The sequence below is a fragment of the Inquilinus sp. OTU3971 genome (genome assembly GCF_038440215.1).
In genome coordinates, this window is record NZ_JASATH010000083.1 from 13,846 (window position 1) to 32,200 (window position 18,355).

An 18,355-nucleotide genomic window follows, 5' to 3' on the forward strand; every position below is an offset into this window, starting at 1 on the left:
GGGGGCGATGCGTTGCGGCTCGGGCAGCTGATGCCGACAATCGTGACCAAGGCGAGCGGCTCGGTATTTCCAGATCCTGCGCTAAGGGTGCGCAGATCTTGCCGAGCTCGCGATCAACGCGCCCTACGCCGCCGAAACCCCGCCCCAGGCGTCCTCAATGAAGCGCGCTGCGTTTCTTAGCGCCTGTTCGCCTTCAGGGAGGACCGCGGCGAAGAGCGGCCAGACATGGAACATGTCGGGCCAGATCTCGAGTGACACGCGCACTCGGTTCTCCGCCAAATGGGTGGCCAAGCGGATGGCGTCGCTGAGCATGATCTCGCGCTCGCCGATCATGACGAGCACCGGCGGCAGGCCGCGCACGTCGGCGAAGACCGGCGAGGCCTCGGGACTATTGCGTCGCGCGCCCGCCAGGAAGGCCTTGGCCATCAAATCCAGACCGATCGGGTTGACGGTTGGATCGATGCCGTCGCGCGTCTTCATGGATGCGCCTGTGTGCTCCAAGTTCGCCCACGGCGACAGAGCCACGCCTGCGGCCGGCAGTGGTAAGCCGGCGTTGCGCGCGGCGACCATCAACGATACCACCATCGCGCCGCCGGCCGAGTCTCCGGAGATCGCAATCGAGCCGGGCGGGACGCCGAGGTCCAGTAGCCAACGATAGGCGGATAGGGAGTCGTCGACCACGGCCGGGAACGGATGTTCCGGCGCGAGCCGATAGTCGGGCATGAAGACCTTGGCCTTCAGCAGATTGGCGTAGCGTCCTCCCAGACCGTGATAGCCAGCGGGACTGCCGGCGACATAGCCGCCGCCGTGGATGTAGAGCAGGACCCTATAATCCACGGCGGCGTCCGGTGTGACGAGCGTGCCGGGTATCCCGCCCATATCGATCTCTTCGATGGTGACGCCGGGCGGCGTCGGGTGCGCGGTGAGCGCGCCCAGATATTGCGCCCGGGCCGCTGGCCATGAGCCTGGCTCGCCGCGCAGCAGCGGGGCCATGCCCATGGTCGCAGCGTTCCAGGCGTCGAGACCGGCTTGAACTTGGGGCGTGATCGGCATGTCACGTCTCTCGATGGGAGGTTTGCGGATATCAACGTCCAGGGCCGCCTCTCGGCGGCCGTCGGTCACTGCGCGAGGTAGCCGCCGTCGATCACCAGCTCGACGCCGGTGGTGTAGCTGGCCTCGTCGGAGGCCAGATAGAGACAGCCGTAGGCGATCTCGATCGGCGTGCCACCGCGCTTCATCGGCGTGGCGGCGATGACCGCGTCGTTGAGGCCCGCGTCCTGCGCGTCGGTCAGAGGCGTGTGGATGAAGCCCGGATGCACCGAGTTCACGCGTATGCCGTCATCGACGTAGGTCATGGCGGCGTTCTTGGACATGTTGCGCACCGCGCCCTTGACAGCGTGATAGGCGTGAGCGCCCGCCACCGCCGAGTTGCCCCAGATCGACGAGATGTTGACGATCGCGCCGGACTTCTTGGGCCGCATCACCCTCACCGCCTCGCGCATGCCCAGGAAGACGCCGGTCTGATCGACGGCGATCATGTGCAGCCAGTCCTTCATCTCCAGCTCGTGAATGGGCTCGTAGGCGATGATGCCGGCGTTGTTGATCAGCACGTCGAGGCGGCCATGCTTGCCGACGATGGCGTCGACGCCCGCCGCCCAATCGCCTTCCTTGGTGACATCGAGCGGCATGGACTCCACGCCCTCGGGATAGGCCTTCGCGGGCGATTGGATGTCGGTCGCGATCACCATCGCGCCTTCCTTGGCGAACAACTCGGTCACGGCATGGCCAATGCCGCTGGCCGCACCCGTCACGAGAACCACTTTTCCTTCCAGTCGCATCGTCTCAATCCTCTCGAGGCTTTTGGGGGATGACGGGACGGGCCAGAGCGATCCATTGATCGACAGGAAGGTCCGTCCCCGTTGCGTCGAACCTCCCGGACGGGGCCCGACACGAGACGTCGCGTTGGGTGACCCGAACCGACCTCGATCCGACGGGCACAACTCTAGGGACCTGAAGAGCGCCGGTATTTGCCGTTCTTGCGGAGCTAAGGCGCAGAACTTGCTTGCCGCCTGCCAGGGCTTTCTTCCGCGCCTAGCGGTTAACCGTATTTAACTGGCGATCGCCGCCGACCTGTCGCCTTTCAATCGCTTTGATTGAAAGGAGTCCGCCGTGACCGTCTTCTCGACCGCGCCGACCACGACGTTCCGCATCGGCGGGGCCTTGCAGATCAATCGCCTGGGTTTTGGCGCGTTGCACATGACCGGCCCTGGCGAATGGGGCTTTCCCGCAGACCGGGCCGGGGCGGTGGAGTTGCTGCGCGCCTTGCCGGAACTAGGCGTCAACTTCATCGATACAGCGGACTCCTACGGCCCGGACGCCTCAGAGATCGTCATCCGCGAAGCGCTGCATCCCTACGAGAACATGGTTGTGGCCACCAAGGCCGGTCTGGTTCGCGGTCGCCCGATCGACTGGAGGCCAGACGGCCGCCCCGAACACCTCATCGCCCAGGCCCGGCGCAGCCTGGAGAAGTTGCAGGTCGAGCAGCTCGATCTATGGCAGTTGCACCGCATCGACCCACAGGTCCCCCGGGACGAGCAGTTCGACGCCGTCCGTCAGTTGCTCGACGAGGGGGTCATCCGGTTCGCGGGGCTAAGCGAGGTCGGCGTCGAGGCGATCAAAGCCGCTCAGGCCGTCTTCCCTGTCGCGACGGTGCAGAACCTTTACAATCTTGGTGATCGCCGTAGTGAGGCCGTGCTCGACTACTGCGAAGCCGAAGGGATCGGGTTCATCCCCTGGCACCCGCTAGCCTCCGGTCTGCTGGCGCAGCCGGGTAGCGCTCTGGACAGCATCGCGCGCAATCGACAGGCGCGTCCGGGCCAGATCGCGCTGGCTTGGTTGCTGCGGCGCAGCTCCGTCCTGCTGCCCATCCCTGGCACGAGCCGGATGGCCCACCTCCAGCAAAACGTCGACGCCGCCAGGCTGGTCCTCTCAGACCACGAGTTCCAAACCCTCGACTGGCTGAGCCGCTAGCCGCTCCAGAACACGCGGCGATCAGCAGCGCTGCCGCCAAGCCCTTAGGAACAAGTTCTTGCCAGGGCCGCACGCCAGGGGCGATGCGGACCGCGCCCGGCGTCTCAGATGTCGTCCGCCGCCTTATTGCCGCTGGTACTTGCCCTTTTTGCTGGCGCGACATTCGCCACGCCGGGCGTGGCCGCCCCGGTACGCGCCGATCTCCCGGCGCTGAAGCCTCGCCAGTCACGAGCCGCTTGCCCGGTTTTCCGGTGACGACATCACGCGGCGAGCCCGGCGACCTACCGTAGGTCGAGACCCGATCCGCGTCGAGCGGCGGCGTGGTGCGGATCTACTATGATCAGGATCTGAGCGGAGCGGCGCGCTCGAAGGCGGCCTGTCTGGGCGCCATGCTCGACCTGTTGCGTGAGAGCACTCCGGATCCGAGGCGCGACCTACATTGGTCGGCGTTGGTGATCAGCGCACGCGAGGACTATGTGCCGCCGCGGGGCAAGGCAGAGGCGCGCTGGCTCAACGTGTTGCGCGGCGGCCGCCGGGACGCGGCGGCTCTCACCTTCCTGATCGAGACCCTGCCGCACGAGGAGGTCCATTTTGGCCAGAAGCGGCCTCGCGCGCCGGCGCGGCCCCGGTGGTTCCAGGAGGGGCACTCCGAGTGGGCCGGCCTTCACGTCGCCGAGCAAGTTCGTCCGGATATCGCCGCCGCCCGCCGCGCGCAACCGGCCAAGGCGATGGCCGCGCAACCCAAAGCGCGTCTGGCCAAGTGGGGCGGCACGATGGTCAAGCCCGAAGCGATCGACCGGCAGATCTCGGCCGAGGATCGGGCCCGACACGCAGCCGACCCGTCCTACATGCCCAGCGGCCCCATGCGCTTTGGCCCAAACGACTTCTACCAGGACGAGGTCGATCTCGAGGCGCGCTATGGCGCAGCGCTGGCCATCTTCGAACGACTCGAAGATCGCAATGGCAGGGCCGCAGTCCAAGCGTGGGTCTCCGCGGTGCTGGCCAAGGCCGACGACAGATCGATTGCGGACCTTTGTCGCGACATCCTCGGCGAAGATCTTGCACCGTGGCTGGCCTAATCTTGGGTTGGAACCGGACTTCAATCCTGCTCGACAAAGGTCGAGAGCGCCCCAAGGCTGGAAGTCGGAGGAAGCAGACCCTGGCCTCTGCGGTATTGCCCGGGCGTGAGGCCCGTCGCTTTCCGGAACACGCGCGTGAAATTGGCCTGAGAACCGAACCCAGCGTCGAGCGCGACCTCAGCGAGCGATGTCTGATTGGCGGCGAGCATAGCCTGAGCGGCCAACACCCGACGCTGAACCAAAAAACGGTGGGGCGACAGGCCGGTGGCGTCGTTGAAGAGCCGCGAAAAGTGGAAGGGGCTAAGGCACGCCTGAGAGGCCAGATCGTCCAGCGAAAGATCCTCGCCCAGCCGCGCCTCGATGAAATCAAGCACCCGCTTGAGCCTCTTGGCTTCAAGGGTCGGCGCTCGTTCCGATGGCCGCCATCGATCGATCGTGTAGTGTCCGATCAGATGGGCGGCCAAGGCGGTTCGGGTTGCGTCCGCGACCATGCGATCGGTCGGTCCCGGCTCGCGACCGATCAGACCGCGCAGGGTCGAGGCCAACTGCGCCAGCGTCACGTCGGTCATGCCGCCGACATAGGCCAACTTAAGCCGTTCGGGATCGAGATCGTAGTCCACCAGCGCGCTACGCTCGAGCAGGGTGTCGGGCAGGAAGATCACCAAGCATTCGACTGTACCGTCAAGCTGGAGCTCCGTCTCGTGGATCCCGGCCGGAACCAGCCAACTTGTGCCGGTCCTCGCCAGCCCTTCCTGGGTGCGTCCTTCGGCCGTGCGCCTCACGCGCGTTTGACCCGACAGGATGTAAACCACCTCGGTGCAGGTCGGGATGACGCAATTTTGCGCGCCGGGCTCGATCCGGCGATGCTCAACACGCAGACCGGCTCCGTTCACCGCCGGACCCAGCTGCCGGCTCGTGAGATACTTTTCGTCGCCATGCGTGCCGAAAAGCCGGGCGATCCGCGGCTCTGATCCAGACCCCGCCGGCTCGTCTGCGCGATCGAGGCGCGATCCTGTGTAGTGGTCAAACATGGCACGAGGATGCGACAATCACGCACCCTCAAGCCAGTTAAGCACGGTTAAGCGCACAGCCACGCTGTGGATCGATCATTAAAGAGAAAGGCGTTGCCGCCCCTCATCGCGAGCGATTGGGTCGGCGCAGGAGGCCCGCCATGTCGCAGACACCGCCCGCAAAGGCCGCCCCAGCCAGGCTCGCGACGCGTTATTGGACCTTGGCGATCCTGGCTCTGGTCGCCTTTCTAGCGATGGTGGACCGTCAGGCGTTCTCGGTCCTGCTGGTGCCTATGCAGCGGGACCTTGGAGTGAGCGACGGGAAGATGGGCTTCCTGAGCGGCAGCGCCTTCGCCCTCGCCCAGGCGATATTCACCCTCCCGCTTGCCTGGCTTGCCGATCGGACCAGCCGTCGCGACCTCCTCGTTGTGGCCGTTATCGTCTGGAGCCTCGCCACGGCCGTGGGCGGTTTGGCAGGAGGCTTTGCGACTTTGCTCCTTGCGCGCCTCGTCGTTGGCGCGGCGGAAGCGGCCCAAACGCCCGCGACCGTCAGCCTCGTTGCGGATCTTTTCGAGCGCAACCAGCGTGGCGCGGCCTTCATGGCCTGTTCGGTGGGCGCGGCGCTAGGCGTCTCGTTCGGGGCCTATGTCGGGGGAGCCTTGAGCGAGCGGCAGGGCTGGCAGGGCGCGCTGCAGACGGTCGGACTGCCAGGATTGCTCGTCGCGGCGATCCTGCGCATGACCGTGACTGAGCCGCCTCGGCCCGCGCGCGTCGAACGCTCCGAGCTCGGCGACCTGCGTGCGGCCGCCTCACAGCTAAAACAGAGTCTAGCGATCCCGACCTTGCCGCCTTTTCTGGCCGGCTACGTCGCCCTGCAGGCCGCGTCCATGGGCTGGTACATCTGGTTTCCCGCCTTTCTGATGCGGGTGCATGGGCTTTCCGCCGCGCAGATGGGCGCGGTCTTCGGAACGGTCGTGCTGTGCGGCATGCTGGCCGCAATGTGGGGCGGTCCGGTCAGCGACCTGCTTGCAAAACGCGGCGCGCGATGGCGGCTTTATTTCATCGTCGCGATCATCGGACTGTCGATCCCATTCCTGTGCCTGTCTTTCCTAGCGCCGTCGCTGATCCTCGCCCAGATCTGCGCCATGGGCTTCACGCTGTTCCTGGGCGCACATCACCCTGTGGCGATGGCGACCTACGCGTCGCTGTCGCCACCGGCGTCGCGAGCTTTCGTGTCGGGTCTGGTGTTCGTGTCGGGGGCTCTGCTGGGCGCCGCCGCCGCTCCGCTGCTCTTTGGGGTCGTCAACGACCTCCTGGCTCCGAGCCTGGGGGCGCGGGGACTGCGCTACACCCTGCTTCTGGCGCCGGCGTTGCTAGCAGTGGCGGCGGTCTTCTACGCCATCGCCAGTCGCACCGCTGACGGCGACACGCTGGCGGCTGAGCGCCCGACCGTGGTCAGTGCCTAATACTCAGGAGCACGCCATAGGTCGCGGGACGCGCCGCGTACCGATTGATCGTATCGACATTGCGCGTCACCGCGGTCCAGTATTCGGTGTCGGTGACGTTGGTCCCCCAAAATGAGATGCGCCAACGATCATCGGCCGCGGCTAGGCCGGCGCGCAGATCGACCGGGTGTAGGCGTCGATGTCGAGGGGACGGTTGCGGCCGATGAAGCCGGAGGTCGGACCGCGATAGACGAGGTCGCCGCCGATCTCGGCTTTGAGCCCTTCGCCGACAGGCCAGGCGTAGGATGCTCCGGCGTTGACCGACCAATCGGGCGTCTAGGGCAGGGTCTGGCCGGCGAAATCCTCTATGAGGCCAAAAAGGTTCACGCCCACGAACTCCTCGACCTTGGTCGAGAGGTAGGACGCCGAGGCGTAGAGGCTCAGGCCCGAGACGGGTTGGGCGTGCAGGTCGATCTCGACGCCTTGGATCCGAGAACGCGGCACGTTCACCAGCTTGTTCAGGCTACGGATGACCGGATCCAGGATCCGACCTGAGCCTCGGTGCGCGGTGGATAACGACCTTGACCACCTTTCGCCAACCGACGCAGGCTCTATGCACATAAGCCAAGCTTCGACCTCGTCGCCTTGTGGAGAACCGCCTTGAGCGGCAATTACGCCGATCCGCCACCGCGATCGTACGCCTTCGGCCCCTTCGTGCTCATTCCCGAGCGCCAGTTGCTGCTGCGCGACGAAACGCCGGTCCGGCTCGGTAATCGCGCCTTGGACATGCTCACCGTGCTCGTCGAGCGACAGGGGGAGGTGGTGACAAAGCGCCAACTGATGGCGCGCGTGTGGCCCGATCTCTTCGTCGACGAGGGTAACCTCAAGGTCAATATGGTGGCCCTGAGGCGCGCGCTCGGCGAGGATCCGCAGTCCCCTTACATCGCCACGGTCGTGGGACGGGGCTATCGTTTCGTGGCGGCGGTCCGCCGGTCCGACGCCGAGACGGACTCCATCGAGGGTGTGGCCACGCCCCCCAACCACAATCTTCCCCACCCCACGGTGCGGCTTGTCGGCCGCGCTGGAGCGATCAAGGTCCTCGAGGCCGATCTGGAGCAAACGCGTCTGGTGTCGATTGTCGGCCCTGGCGGCGTGGGCAAAACCACGGTAGCGATCGCCGCCGTCGAGCCAGCCATCGGATCCTTCCACGATGGGACATGGCTGGTCGAATTGGCCTCGCTCAAGGATCCGACGCTGGTGGCCAACGCCATCGCCACGAGCATCGGCCTGACGGCGCACTCGGCCAACATGCTCGCGGCCCTCTGCGCCTATCTGCGTTGTCGCGAGATGTTGATCGTACTCGACAGCTGCGAACATCTGATCGAGCCCGTCGCGGCCGCGGTCAGTCGCATTCTGGCCGAGGCCGAGGGCGTCAAGATCCTGACCACCAGCCGCGAGCCGCTCGGCGTCATCGGCGAGCGGGTCAGGCGACTGCCTGGCTTGGAGACGCCGCCGTCGGCTGCGCACCTGAGGGCCGCCGAGGCTCTGGCGTTTCCGGCCGTGCAGCTGTTCGTCGATCGGGCCAGGGACAGATTGGAAGGGTTCGAGCTCAGCGACGCGGACGCGCCCAAGGCCGCCGAAATCTGTCGCCGTCTTGATGGTTTAGCGCTTGCAATCGAGCTGGCGGCCACCCGCATCGACGCCTTCGGGGTGGCGGGCCTGCTCCAACAGTTGGACGATCGCTTTCGTCTCTTGGAAGGACCGCGCGGCGGCGCCGAACGCCATCGCACGCTGACGGCGACGATCGACTGGAGCTACAATCTACTGGCCGCAAGCGAGCAGACCCTATTGCGCCGGCTGGCTATCTTCGCCGGCGTTTTCCCCCTCAAGGCGGCCCATCTCGTCGCGACCGACGCGCATACAGGGACGGCGCGGATCGCCGACGATCTGGCCAAGCTGGTCTCCAAATCCTTGGTCACCGCCGAGCCCCGCGATCGTGGTGTCGAGTATCGACTGCTCGACACCACACGCAGCTACGGCCTAGCGAAGATTGTCGAGCAGGGCGAGCTCGAAGCGATCCGCCTACGTCATGCTCGCTACTGTCTGGAGATCGCAGCGGAGGCGACCTCCGCCACCGAATGGGCGACGCGAGATGCCTGGTTGGCCTGCAACACCGGCAAGATTGACGACATCCGTGATGCGCTGCGGTGGACCTTTTCGGACATGGCCCACGCTGCGATCGGGATCGAGCTGACCATCGCAGCGATCGTGCTATGGAAGCGATTGTCGCTCGTCGACGAGTGCCGCGCCGCGGTCGAGCGCGCGCTCGACAAGCGGTTCGCCGCGTTCCGGAGTCAACGGGACGATCTGATCTTGAATCTGACCCTGGGCGCGACCCTGCTGCATGTGCGGGGCCCGGTACCTCAGGTGAAGGCCTGCCTAACCCGCGCCCACGAAATCGCCGAGGCGCTAGGCGACGCCGACGCCCAGGTCGAATCCCTGCGCGGACTGTCGGAGTTCGACCTTTGGGCTGGCAACACGCGCGCGGCGCTCTCAGGCTCGAAAAAGGCGCAGGTGGTCGCCATCCGGGAGCAGATCGCCGCTGGCCAGCACGTCGACGCCCAGGCCGGATCAGCACTCTCGTATATGGGCGACCTGACCGCGTCGCAGCGCCAGCTTGAGGGCATCGTCAGTCAGCGGCTGCCGCTCGATTGGCGAGGCCGCGCCAATCGCTTCGAGTTCGATCAACGTTTGGCCGCCCGCGGTTCGCTGGCCTCGGTGCTGTGGCTGAATGGCTTTCCCGACCAGGCCGTGGAGATGGCGCAGCGACAGCTTCGCGAGGCCGAGGACTCCTACTACGCCGTGTCGCTCTGCCACGCGATCCTGCTGGGGTCGGCGGTCGTGGGAATCTATGTTCGTGACATCGAGGGCGTCGATCGCTTCCTGACCCGAGGCCTGCAGCACGCGACCGAACACGGGCTGTCCGTTTGGCGCGCCATGGCCACTTGCCTGCGCGGCCGCTGGCAACTCTTAGCCGAGAAGCCCTTTGACATCGCCTCCTACCAGCAAGCCCTGGCCGAGCTCCACGATGGTGGATTCCGGCTGCGCTATAACAACTACCTGACGAACTTCGCCGAGGGTCTGGCTCAACATGGCGACTTCGAGGGCGGCCACGCCTATGTCGATCAGGCCATGGCCATGTCTTTCGACACGGGTCAGATCATCGGCATCCCCGAGATGCTGCGGATCAAGGGCGACATGTATCGCGCTGAGGGCGCGCGCAAATCCCCGCAGGCGGGCGACTGCTATCGTCAGTCAATGGAATGGGCGCTGAAGCTCAACTCGCCAGGTTGGCAGTTGCGCACCGCCATTAGCCTAGTGGAGCACGGGCGCATGAGTGGTCTGGACGCCCACGCTGAGGACGCTCTGGTCCAAGCCTATGCCCGTTTCAGCGAGGGCTTCGACACCGGGGATCTTCGCCGCGCGCGTGCGCTTCTCGACACCCGCGACCAGGCCGGTCAGGCCCGCGCCTAGCCGACTGCAATCGCGGCGGCCTCCTAACCGCATTTAACCGGAACGGGTCCTTCCGCTCGCCTAAGGTTGGAAGAAGCGTAGCGCCGCGGAACGGCGCATGGCGAACTCCACGGACCCAGACCATGCACGAACAAGCCTTCGCCGCGCAGTGCGCCGGCGTCAGCCGCCACGCAAGCGCCGACGAACATCGGCAAGGCCGCCTCACGCTACTGGCCCTGGCGTTGGGCAGCTTCTGCATCGGCACCTCGGAATTCATGAGCATGGGCGTGCTGCAGCTCTTCGCGGCGGATCTGGCCTTGAGCCTGCCGCAGGCGACAAACGTCATTACCGCCTATGCGATCGGGGTGCTAGTCGGAGCGCCACTCATCACCCTCCTGGCAGCGCGGCTGAACCGTAAGAACCTGCTGCTTTTGCTGATGGCGCTCTTCCTGGTCGGCAATCTCCTGACGGCGATCGCGCCCAATCCCTCGACACTCATGACCGCCCGATTCGTCGCCGGCCTGCCGCACGGCGGATATTTCGGGGCCGGCGCTGTGGTGGCTGGCTACGTGGTTGGGCCCAACCAATCGGGTCGCGCCTTCGCAATTGTGATGACCGGCCTGACGGTCGCACGATCGTTGGCTCGCCGATCGCGACTTTCCTCGGACAGCATCTGGGCTGGCGTGACGCCTATCTGGCGGTCACTGGTCTGGGCGTCCTGGCCTTGTTGACGCTTTGGCTGTGGACTCCGCGCACCGACGCTCTGAGTGGCGCCCCGGCGCTGCAAGAGCTGCGCGCGCTGACCAAGCTGTAAATCGGCATGGGGTCCCGGCGCCGATCGGCGCGGTAAGTGCCTGATTTCACTCGATGCTGAGGGATCCCGATCTGGCGTCCATTCACACACCTGTCCAGATCGTTACTCGCCTGCTGTCCTCGACACCGACGCCGGAGCCGGCACACGGCGTTCGACATCGCCGGCTGCGCGACCAAGACTGCGCGATGGCGGTGAGATCGTCCGCATCCCACCCGCAAGATGGCGTCCTTCGGCCTGGGCAGGTCGGCAAGGAAGCGTGGAGCGCCATCAGCTGGCCATTGGGAATATGGAACCCTGTACCGGTGATCTTCCCACACTGAAAAAGCCGGATCTTTCGTCCTAATGTCCATGTCACATTATCGTGATATAAGTCGGACTATTGCGGAACTGTGACAACGGTGGCCACCCATGCCATATCGCCAGCTGTACTCCGTTACCCCGACCGAGATTCTGGCGCTCCAGCTGCACCGGAACCTCCGCGGGCCCACCGCTTACTCCGACGACATCCGGGCGCTGGTCGACGAGCTTGAGCGTCGCCACCGCCGGTCCGAACACGTCGAGGTGATTCTGAATGACGGCCGCCAATACCTGGCGGGCAGGAAAAGCACCCATTGATGTCCGCCCCGGGTCGAGTACGGGCGGTTCGGTGAACGTTCGGTAGGCGGACTGTCACCAGAACGCCTTAGCCCTGGCGAAGCGGCGCTGAGCAGCATCAGCTTGCTTCAGCAGGGCCGGCTCCTCAGCTCCTGCAGCCCCGGCGATGAGCCCGCCGACAAATGCGGGCTCAGACGCCGCCCGCTTCTGCGCCAGTCCGGCCACCAGCTCGCGCCCCGTGGCGATGTCGTTCAGCGCGCCCAACTCATCCTGCATCGCCTCCAGTGCCTGGACGAATTTGGCGTGCCGCCGACGTTCCGCCTTGCCGTTGCAGAGCGGCGCGAAGAATTCGGCGGCATAGCGCAGCTTCTTGGCCTGGATCCGGATCCGGTGCCGCGCCATCGGGTCAAGCTTCGCGAGATGCTTCCCCCGCTTCCGCACCTTGCGCCGTCGGGAGTCCAGGATGGAGGCTGCGGCACTCTCGATTGACCCCCGGAGGCATTCAGCGTCGTCACGGGAACGCTGTTTCCAGCGTCCCCGCTCCAGCCATTCCACCAGCCGCGGCACGAGCGCGACAAAGCGGGGCGACTGCAGCACCGCAATCACATCATCATAGGCTCGCTCGCGGTCATCCTTGATCAGACGCAGGAAATCGGCGGCGTCCACGCCCTCTGGCGTGTGGCCAGAGGAGGCGCGCTTGAGGAACACGTCGTGGTTGCGGGCGCGGCCCAGCGGCTCCGACGCCCAGCGCATCTCCTCCTTGATCGCCTCGAGTTCGCGGTCTGCCACGACCTTTTTGAACAGCGAGAAGGCGGAGCGCAGGCGGCGCATGGCGACGCGGGCCTGGTGCAGTGCTTCGACATCGCGCCGCTGCAACAGGATTTCCTCGTTCAGCCGATATTGCCGGATACAGCTATGGGCGATCGCGCGGAAGCCGTCCGCGACGCTCACGCCCGGGGCCAGCTTGGGCGCCTCGGCCTTCACCGCCTGGGACGCAGTGCGCTCGCGCAGGGCATAACCGCGCTCCGCCTTGCTCAGCACGCCGAGGCGCAAAGGTGCAGCGTCGATCAGGTCTCGCGCCACCTTGTACAGCCCGGCAGCGCCGCCCGATTTCAACTCAAGCTCGACCTCGCAGAACGTCGCCAGGCGCCGCCCGGCAACGACCTTGACCTCATCGACCGCAAGCTCGACGACCGATCGGCCGCTGCGGATCTTCTGAGCGGTGCGCTTCACCTCGGTCCGGAACACCGGCCTCAGATCCCTGCGGGCTCGCTTGGACGACAGCAGATCGGCGACCGGCGTGTCCGCAGCCGCCGAGAGATCGAGGGAGGATCCGTTCACCTCCCGCTCCCATTCCGCGCGATCCAGGGTCCCGGTTGTTCCGTTCGACTTGACGGTCTGTAGCCGCCGACCCGGTTCCTCCCGAATCCGCAGCGACACCCCATGAGCTTTCAGCTTCAGGTCATCCGTGTCAAAATAGGTTGTGGTCAGTCGTTGGATGTCGCGAGGGCCTGTGCGGCCCTCAATCGCGGCGACGCGGCGCTTCAGCAGTGAAAGGTCGGCCGCCGCAACGTCGAATTTGAGCTCTATCTCCTGGGGCCCCGCGGATGGAACTTCGTGCGCTGACATGGCTCAGGCCTCCTTCTCGAGCAACAGCCGCGGTCGGTTCCAGTTCCGGAGCGCCCTTGCCACGCGATAGGCCGCGGTTTCGACTGGCGTTGGCACCTCCAGCCGGCTTGCCCGGCCGCCGTCGAGGCTTCAAACCAGCGGCCGGGCCGCTGCGCTGCTCGAGGAGAATCTGCGGGCGGTCCTGCTGCTGCTCGACCCGGACATAGCGGCCGCGCCAAAGCGGTGCCTGCGCGACCGGCCGTTGCTGCTGACCGGTTTCGACCTGCGGGACCTCAGCTTCACGGCCGAGGGACTGGTCTTGTTTGTGGCGGGTTCTAAGAACGACCAGGAGCGCCGCGGCGCCGTCTTCGCGGCGACCCGGCACGTCCTGTTCACCGGCGACCGCATGCCGCCGGCCAGCCTCGCCGCCCTGCCGCGGCTGTTCCCGGCTGCGGAATTCCACAACATCTACGGCTGCACCGAGACCAACGACAGCTTCATCCACACCGTGGACCTCGCCGCCGGGGTGGAGGCGCCGCTGCCGATCGGGTCGCCGCTGCCCGGGGTCGACGCCCTGATCCTCGATGCGGAGGGCGGGCTGGTCGAGGGCATGGGGCGGGGCGAGCTCGTCGTCTCCACCCCGTTCCAGACGCCCGGCTATCTCGACCCCACGCTCAACGGCGCGAAGTTCCTGGCGATCGGGCGCGGCGGCTCTCCCCGCATCTTCTTCCGCAGCGGCGACATCGTCCGCCGGCGCGAGGATGGCGCCCTGATGCTGGAGGGCCGGAAGGATTTCCAGGTCAAGGTCCGAGGCACCCGGATCAACCTCCAGGAGGTCGAGCAGACCCTGCTGGATCATGAGCAGGTCATGGAGGCCGCGGTCGTCGCGGTGCCCGACGACCTCGCCGGCAACCGCCTGCACGCCGTGGTGCGGCGCCGCGGCGCCGGCCTCAACAGCCTGGTGCTGCGCCGGTACTGCGCCCTGCGCCTGGCACGGGCCGCCATTCCGTCATCGATCGAGATCGTCGACGTCGCGCTGCCCAGGACCTCGACCGGCAAGGTCGACCGTCGCCGGATCCTCCACAGCCAACTCGAAGGGGTTTGACACGATGCACGCTTCCACCATCCGACAGTTCATCGTCGACGAGTTCCTGCCCGATGTCGCGGTCGAGCAGCTCGAGGGGGATCTCGACCTGATCGCCAGCGGCGTGATCGACAGCCTCGGCCTGCTGAAGCTGATCGCCTGGATCGAGAACCACTTCCAGATCGCGGTCGACGTCACCGAGATGACGCCGGGCAATTTCAGCTCCGTCGGCGCGATCTGCTCCTTCCTCGATCGCGTCCGCCCGCTGGAGACGACCTAGCCATGTCCGGGCTCGTCCGCGCCCTGATCGCCCGGGACCGGCCGGTGCCGCCGGCCGCCTGGCACGATCTCTGGGACAGGCTGCAGGCCGGCAGCGTGGCGCCGGTCGAGGCTGCATCCATCCTCTCCTCGCTGTCGACCGGCCTGCCGGATCACGCGACGATCGTGGCGCTGCTGGGCTCGCTGGCTGAGCGGCGGCCGGGGCCGAAGCCCGTCCTGCCGGCGGGCACGGTGAACATCGTCGGCACGGGTGGCGGTCCGGCGACCTTCAACATCTCCACCGCCGCCGCCTTCGTCGCCGCCGCGATCGGCGTCCGCGTGGTCAAGACCGGGTCGCGGGCCTATTCGAGCCGCTGCGGATCGATCGACCTGCTGGAACGGCTGCAGATTCCGCTGGCCGGGTCGCCGGCGCAGCTGGAGGACCTGCTGGACCGGTTCGGCGTCGCCTTCGCTGGCGGCTTCGTCTACCCCGCCGAGCTGACCCTGCTGGCCCGCGCCGTGGTCCCGCTCGAGATGAAGGTGGTGGGCCGGTTCTTCAACGTGGTCGGGCCGTTCCTGGCAGACATGCCCGTCGCAGCGCAGATCACGGGGGTCTCGAACCCGGCGGTGCTGCCGGCGCTCAAGCATCTCGCCAGCCGCGAGACCCGCCGGATCTGGCTGTGCCGGAATGATCTCGGGATCGACGAGCTGGTCAGCTTCGACATCAACGTCATCACGCCGAACGACGCCAGCCAGATGTCGGTCGGGCCGCTGCGGCAGGGCATCGCCGTGACCGGATCGCCGGACGACCTGGCGCCCGCCGGGGACGGCACCGCGGTCGTCGATCATTTCCTCGGCATCCTGTCCGGCGAAGGGCCGGCGGCCGCGATCCAGACGGTCAGCCTCAACGCCGCCGCCCTGGCGCTGATCGCGGGCAATGCGGTCGACTGGGCCGAGGCCATCGAGATGGCCCGGCTGGCGATCCGCGACGGGCATGCGCGCGCGCTGGCGGACACCATCCGCGCCTTCGGCCGCAAGCGCGCGCCGCAGCTCCTGCCGATGGGGGCAAGCCATGGATGACGTCGTCTACATCATCGGGGCGGGGATCGCCGGCCTGGGCGCCGCGCATTTCGTCCGGCAGCAGGGCCGCATCCCGGTCGTGCTGGAGGCGACCGACACCGTCGGCGGCCGCGCCGGGGCGATCGAGCATGACGGCGTGTCCTACGAGATCGGCGGCAAGAACTTCGCCTCCGACTGGAAGCTGTTCAACGGCATCCTGCGCGGCTTCCACTCGCTGTCCTTCGACCGCCAGCACCCGAACTTCCACATCGTGCTCGACGGCAAGGTCTACGGCTTCGACAAGCGGTCGACGCTGACCAACGGGCTGGGGATGATGCGGGCGATCGGCCTGCGCTCCGTGCTGCAGTTCAACGCCCTGTTGCGGCGGGCCGGCCGGCCGGGCGCGCCGGTGCGGTACTATGATGGCAGCAGCGCGGCGCTGGAGCGCCGATACGACGGCCGGCCGCTCAGCGCCCATGTCCCGGCCGGCCTCGCCCGCGGCCCGCTGCGGATGTTCACCATCATCATGGGGGCGGCGGAGCCGGACGAGTTCTCCTACGCCACGCTGATGATGCTGCTGTCCTCCTTCGGCAAGGGCAGCCACCATTCCCTGCCGGAGACCACCGCGCACCTGTTCGCGCATCTGTCGCAGGGGGTGGAGATCCGCCGGCGGCACGAGGTTCGGCGCGTCGTCCTCGAAGCCGGCGGGGTCAAGGCCCTGGAGGGCAGATCGCCCGCCGGCGCCTTCAGCATCGATGCCCGCGCGGTGATCGTCGCGACGCCGCTGCACCGGCTGGCGCAGATCGTCGCCCTGCCGCCCGGCGCGCAGTGGGCGGCATCGCGGATCCCCTACCACCCGCTGGCGCTGATCAATGCCGACTACGAGACGGACGTGTTCACGCCGGAGATGAACTCGATCATGTTCGATCCGGACAGCCCGCTCGGCCACTGTTCCGCGAACCGCATGCACAAGCGCCATTCGGTGCGTTTCACCCTGGCCGGGCGACGGGCGCGCCCCTTGCTGACGCAGGACGACGCATCGCTGCTGGCGATCGCGGAGGATGCCTTCCGGCGGGTGCACCCGCTGCCCGGGAAGGCGGTCTTCGCCCATGTCCGGCGCCATGGCGACGGCCTATGCGCCTACGGCTTCGGCTATTCGGACAGCCGGCGCAGCCTGCTCGCCGGGCTCAAACCGATCCAAGGCCTGGCCGTGGCCGGGGACTACCTCTACGGCCACAACATGGAAGGGTGCCTCCAGTCCGCGATGGCGGCGACGCGCCACCTGTCCGGTGCCGAGGGCGCCTATGACCGATCCTACGACTATCCCGACGGCGCGGATCCGGCAGGGGCGGCAGCGGCCGTGCCCGCGGGGGCCGACGCCCTGCGGTCGCCGGCCTGAGGGAGGGAGCGGATGCCAACCTTTTTCTCGGATCGACCGCCGGGCGGGATCGGCCTCGCGATCTTCCTCAACGCCGGCGACCCGTCCTTCGACCACCTGGCCGAGATGGTGCCGATGCTGGACCGCGGCGGCGTGGACTGCCTCGAGCTGGCGGTGCCGTTCCCGGACTCGGTCAGCGACGGGCCGGTGATCCGGCGGTCGGCCGAGCGCGGCCTGGCCGGCGGCGCGGATCTGGCGTCCGTCCTCACCTTCCTGGACCGGATCCGGCCCGGCCTCTCGCATCTCAGGATCGCCCTGCTGGTGGATTGGAGCCACAGCGTCCGCGCGGCGGGGCTGGACGAGGTGTTCCGCCGGGCGCAGGGCGCGGGCGCCGACGCCATCCTGGTGCACGGCTTGCCGCCGCGCCTGCGCGCCGCCCATGACGACGCCGCCGGCCGGACCGGCCTGCCGGTCGTCACCACCGGCTATGCGACGTCGCAGCCCGGGATCCTGGACGACATGGCGCGGCGGGCCTCGGCCTATTTCTATCTCGTGGCGCAGTATGGCCGGACCGGAACGGCGCCGGCCCGGGGCTACGACGCGCTCGCCCCGGTGATCGGCGCGCTGCGGCGGGTCACGACCGTGCCGGTCGCCGTGGGCTTCGGCGTGACCCGGGCCGACCAGGTCGAGGCGCTGCGGCGGGCCGGGGCGGATGCGGCGATCGTCGGCAGCGCCTGCGCCGCGGCCATCGAGGCCGCGCTGCGCCTGGGCCGGGATCCGGTCGAGGATCTGGCCGCCTTCGTCCAGGGGCTTCGCCCGTCGCCTGTCCGGTCGGCCGAGGGCGCCGTGCGCTTCGCCGAGGAGAGGCCGGCATGACGGCGACCGCAGCCTTTCGCATCGAGCGCAGGGACGCGGGATTTCTCGCCCATGTCGACCTGCGGCATGACTTCTACTTCGACCATCCGCTGGGGCATCTGCCGGGCCTGCTGCTGCTCGACGTCGCCCTGGCCGCGGTTGCCGAAGCAAGGGTGTCCGCCGCGCCGCCCTGGTTCGCGCAGTTCGACATCGCCTTCCGGGCGATCGCCGCCCTGCACCGGCCGCTGGAGATCGAGCTGTTCGTCGGAAGCGCGGCGGACCGGACCACGCGCTGCACCTTGTCGCAGGGCGGCCGGCTCTGCGCCGAGGCGCAGGTGACGGAGGGGGAGGATGCCCAGCCGGGGGCCGCGCCGATGCCGGCCGAGGCCGCCTTCGCGGCGCTGGACCCGCGCTCCATTCGCAAGGCGCGGCCGGAGAATGTGTTCCTCGGCCAGGCCGGCGCAGGCGCCGCGATCCAGCTGCCGCATCGGCTGGCCAGCGCGCTGCCGGCGTCGGATCGTGGCCGCTACGCCCCGGTCTACCTGGCCGAATGCTTCCTGCAGCTCTGCCGGCGCGGGGGGGGGGGGGGGGGGGGGGGGGGGGGGCGCGGGCGGGGGGGGTTAAAAAA

At 67.5% G+C, this 18,355-nt stretch carries 17 protein-coding genes; 12 read left to right on the top strand and 5 right to left on the bottom strand.

The genetic code is table 11. The features are described 5' to 3' along the window. Positions 1-123: 123 nt before the first annotated feature. The gene (locus AAHM41_RS20755) at positions 124-1,053 is read right to left on the bottom strand and encodes an alpha/beta hydrolase (protein ID WP_342238481.1); all 930 of its coding nucleotides are present in this window, start codon (positions 1,051-1,053) and stop codon (positions 124-126) included. Between the two features lie 65 nt (positions 1,054-1,118). Further along, the gene (locus AAHM41_RS20760) at positions 1,119-1,838 is read right to left on the bottom strand and encodes an SDR family NAD(P)-dependent oxidoreductase (protein WP_342238482.1); all 720 of its coding nucleotides are present in this window, start codon (positions 1,836-1,838) and stop codon (positions 1,119-1,121) included. Positions 1,839-2,169: 331 nt separating this feature from the next. Here AAHM41_RS20760 and AAHM41_RS20765 point away from each other — a divergent pair, with 331 nt between their 5' ends. After that, complete coding sequence (locus AAHM41_RS20765) at positions 2,170-3,030, top strand: aldo/keto reductase (RefSeq protein WP_342238483.1); 861 nt, start codon at positions 2,170-2,172, stop codon at positions 3,028-3,030. Positions 3,031-3,350: 320 nt separating this feature from the next. Next, a complete protein-coding gene (locus AAHM41_RS20770) occupies positions 3,351-4,109 on the top strand; it encodes a hypothetical protein (protein ID WP_342238484.1) in 759 nt (252 codons plus the stop codon). A 20-nt stretch (positions 4,110-4,129) separates the two neighbouring features. On the opposite strand, the gene AAHM41_RS20775 is transcribed toward AAHM41_RS20770, so the two are convergent. Next, a complete protein-coding gene (locus AAHM41_RS20775) occupies positions 4,130-5,140 on the bottom strand; it encodes an AraC family transcriptional regulator (protein ID WP_342238485.1) in 1,011 nt (336 codons plus the stop codon). 140 nt (positions 5,141-5,280) lie between these two features. On the opposite strand from AAHM41_RS20775, the gene AAHM41_RS20780 reads away from it, so the two are divergent. Beyond that, positions 5,281-6,585: an MFS transporter gene (locus AAHM41_RS20780; protein WP_342238486.1), complete on the top strand. Its 1,305-nt coding sequence runs from the start codon at positions 5,281-5,283 to the stop codon at positions 6,583-6,585. Between the two features lie 315 nt (positions 6,586-6,900). On the opposite strand, the gene AAHM41_RS20785 is transcribed toward AAHM41_RS20780, so the two are convergent. Then, positions 6,901-7,068 carry a hypothetical protein gene (locus AAHM41_RS20785; protein WP_342238487.1) on the bottom strand — a complete coding sequence of 56 codons (168 nt, stop codon included), beginning with the start codon at positions 7,066-7,068 and terminating at the stop codon, positions 6,901-6,903. 156 nt (positions 7,069-7,224) lie between these two features. Between AAHM41_RS20785 and AAHM41_RS20790 the strand changes: the two genes are divergently transcribed. From AAHM41_RS20790 to AAHM41_RS20800, 3 genes are all read left to right on the top strand, one after another. Beyond that, positions 7,225-10,098, top strand: a complete 2,874-nt coding sequence (locus AAHM41_RS20790) for an ATP-binding protein (RefSeq protein WP_342238488.1) — start codon at positions 7,225-7,227, stop codon at positions 10,096-10,098. A 122-nt stretch (positions 10,099-10,220) separates the two neighbouring features. Next, positions 10,221-10,808 carry an MFS transporter gene (locus tag AAHM41_RS20795; RefSeq protein ID WP_342238489.1) on the top strand — a complete coding sequence of 196 codons (588 nt, stop codon included), beginning with the start codon at positions 10,221-10,223 and terminating at the stop codon, positions 10,806-10,808. A gap of 491 nt (positions 10,809-11,299) precedes the next feature. Beyond that, positions 11,300-11,506, top strand: a complete 207-nt coding sequence (locus AAHM41_RS20800) for a hypothetical protein (RefSeq protein WP_342238490.1) — start codon at positions 11,300-11,302, stop codon at positions 11,504-11,506. A 54-nt stretch (positions 11,507-11,560) separates the two neighbouring features. On the opposite strand, the gene AAHM41_RS20805 is transcribed toward AAHM41_RS20800, so the two are convergent. Next, positions 11,561-13,114 carry a CYTH and CHAD domain-containing protein gene (locus AAHM41_RS20805; RefSeq protein ID WP_342238491.1) on the bottom strand — a complete coding sequence of 518 codons (1,554 nt, stop codon included), beginning with the start codon at positions 13,112-13,114 and terminating at the stop codon, positions 11,561-11,563. 241 nt (positions 13,115-13,355) lie between these two features. Here AAHM41_RS20805 and AAHM41_RS20810 point away from each other — a divergent pair, with 241 nt between their 5' ends. From AAHM41_RS20810 to AAHM41_RS20835, 6 genes are all read left to right on the top strand, one after another. After that, complete coding sequence (locus AAHM41_RS20810; RefSeq protein ID WP_342238492.1) at positions 13,356-14,198, top strand: AMP-binding protein; 843 nt, start codon at positions 13,356-13,358, stop codon at positions 14,196-14,198. A 4-nt stretch (positions 14,199-14,202) separates the two neighbouring features. Then, positions 14,203-14,457 (top strand): phosphopantetheine-binding protein, encoded by a 255-nt coding sequence (locus tag AAHM41_RS20815; RefSeq protein ID WP_342238493.1) that lies wholly within the window; start codon positions 14,203-14,205, stop codon positions 14,455-14,457. Between the two features lie 2 nt (positions 14,458-14,459). Then, positions 14,460-15,515 carry a hypothetical protein gene (locus tag AAHM41_RS20820; RefSeq protein ID WP_342238494.1) on the top strand — a complete coding sequence of 352 codons (1,056 nt, stop codon included), beginning with the start codon at positions 14,460-14,462 and terminating at the stop codon, positions 15,513-15,515. After that, complete coding sequence (locus tag AAHM41_RS20825) at positions 15,508-16,893, top strand: FAD-dependent oxidoreductase (RefSeq protein WP_342238495.1); 1,386 nt, start codon at positions 15,508-15,510, stop codon at positions 16,891-16,893. Before AAHM41_RS20820 ends, AAHM41_RS20825 begins: the two co-directional genes overlap by 8 nt. Before the next feature lie 12 nt (positions 16,894-16,905). Further along, positions 16,906-17,748, top strand: coding sequence for a tryptophan synthase subunit alpha (gene trpA, locus AAHM41_RS20830; protein WP_342238496.1), 843 nt, complete (start codon positions 16,906-16,908; stop codon positions 17,746-17,748). Continuing rightward, positions 17,745-18,355, top strand: a 611-nt coding sequence (locus AAHM41_RS20835; RefSeq protein WP_342238497.1) for an AfsA-related hotdog domain-containing protein, incomplete at its 3' end; no start/stop codon positions are given. The genes trpA and AAHM41_RS20835, both read left to right, overlap by 4 nt.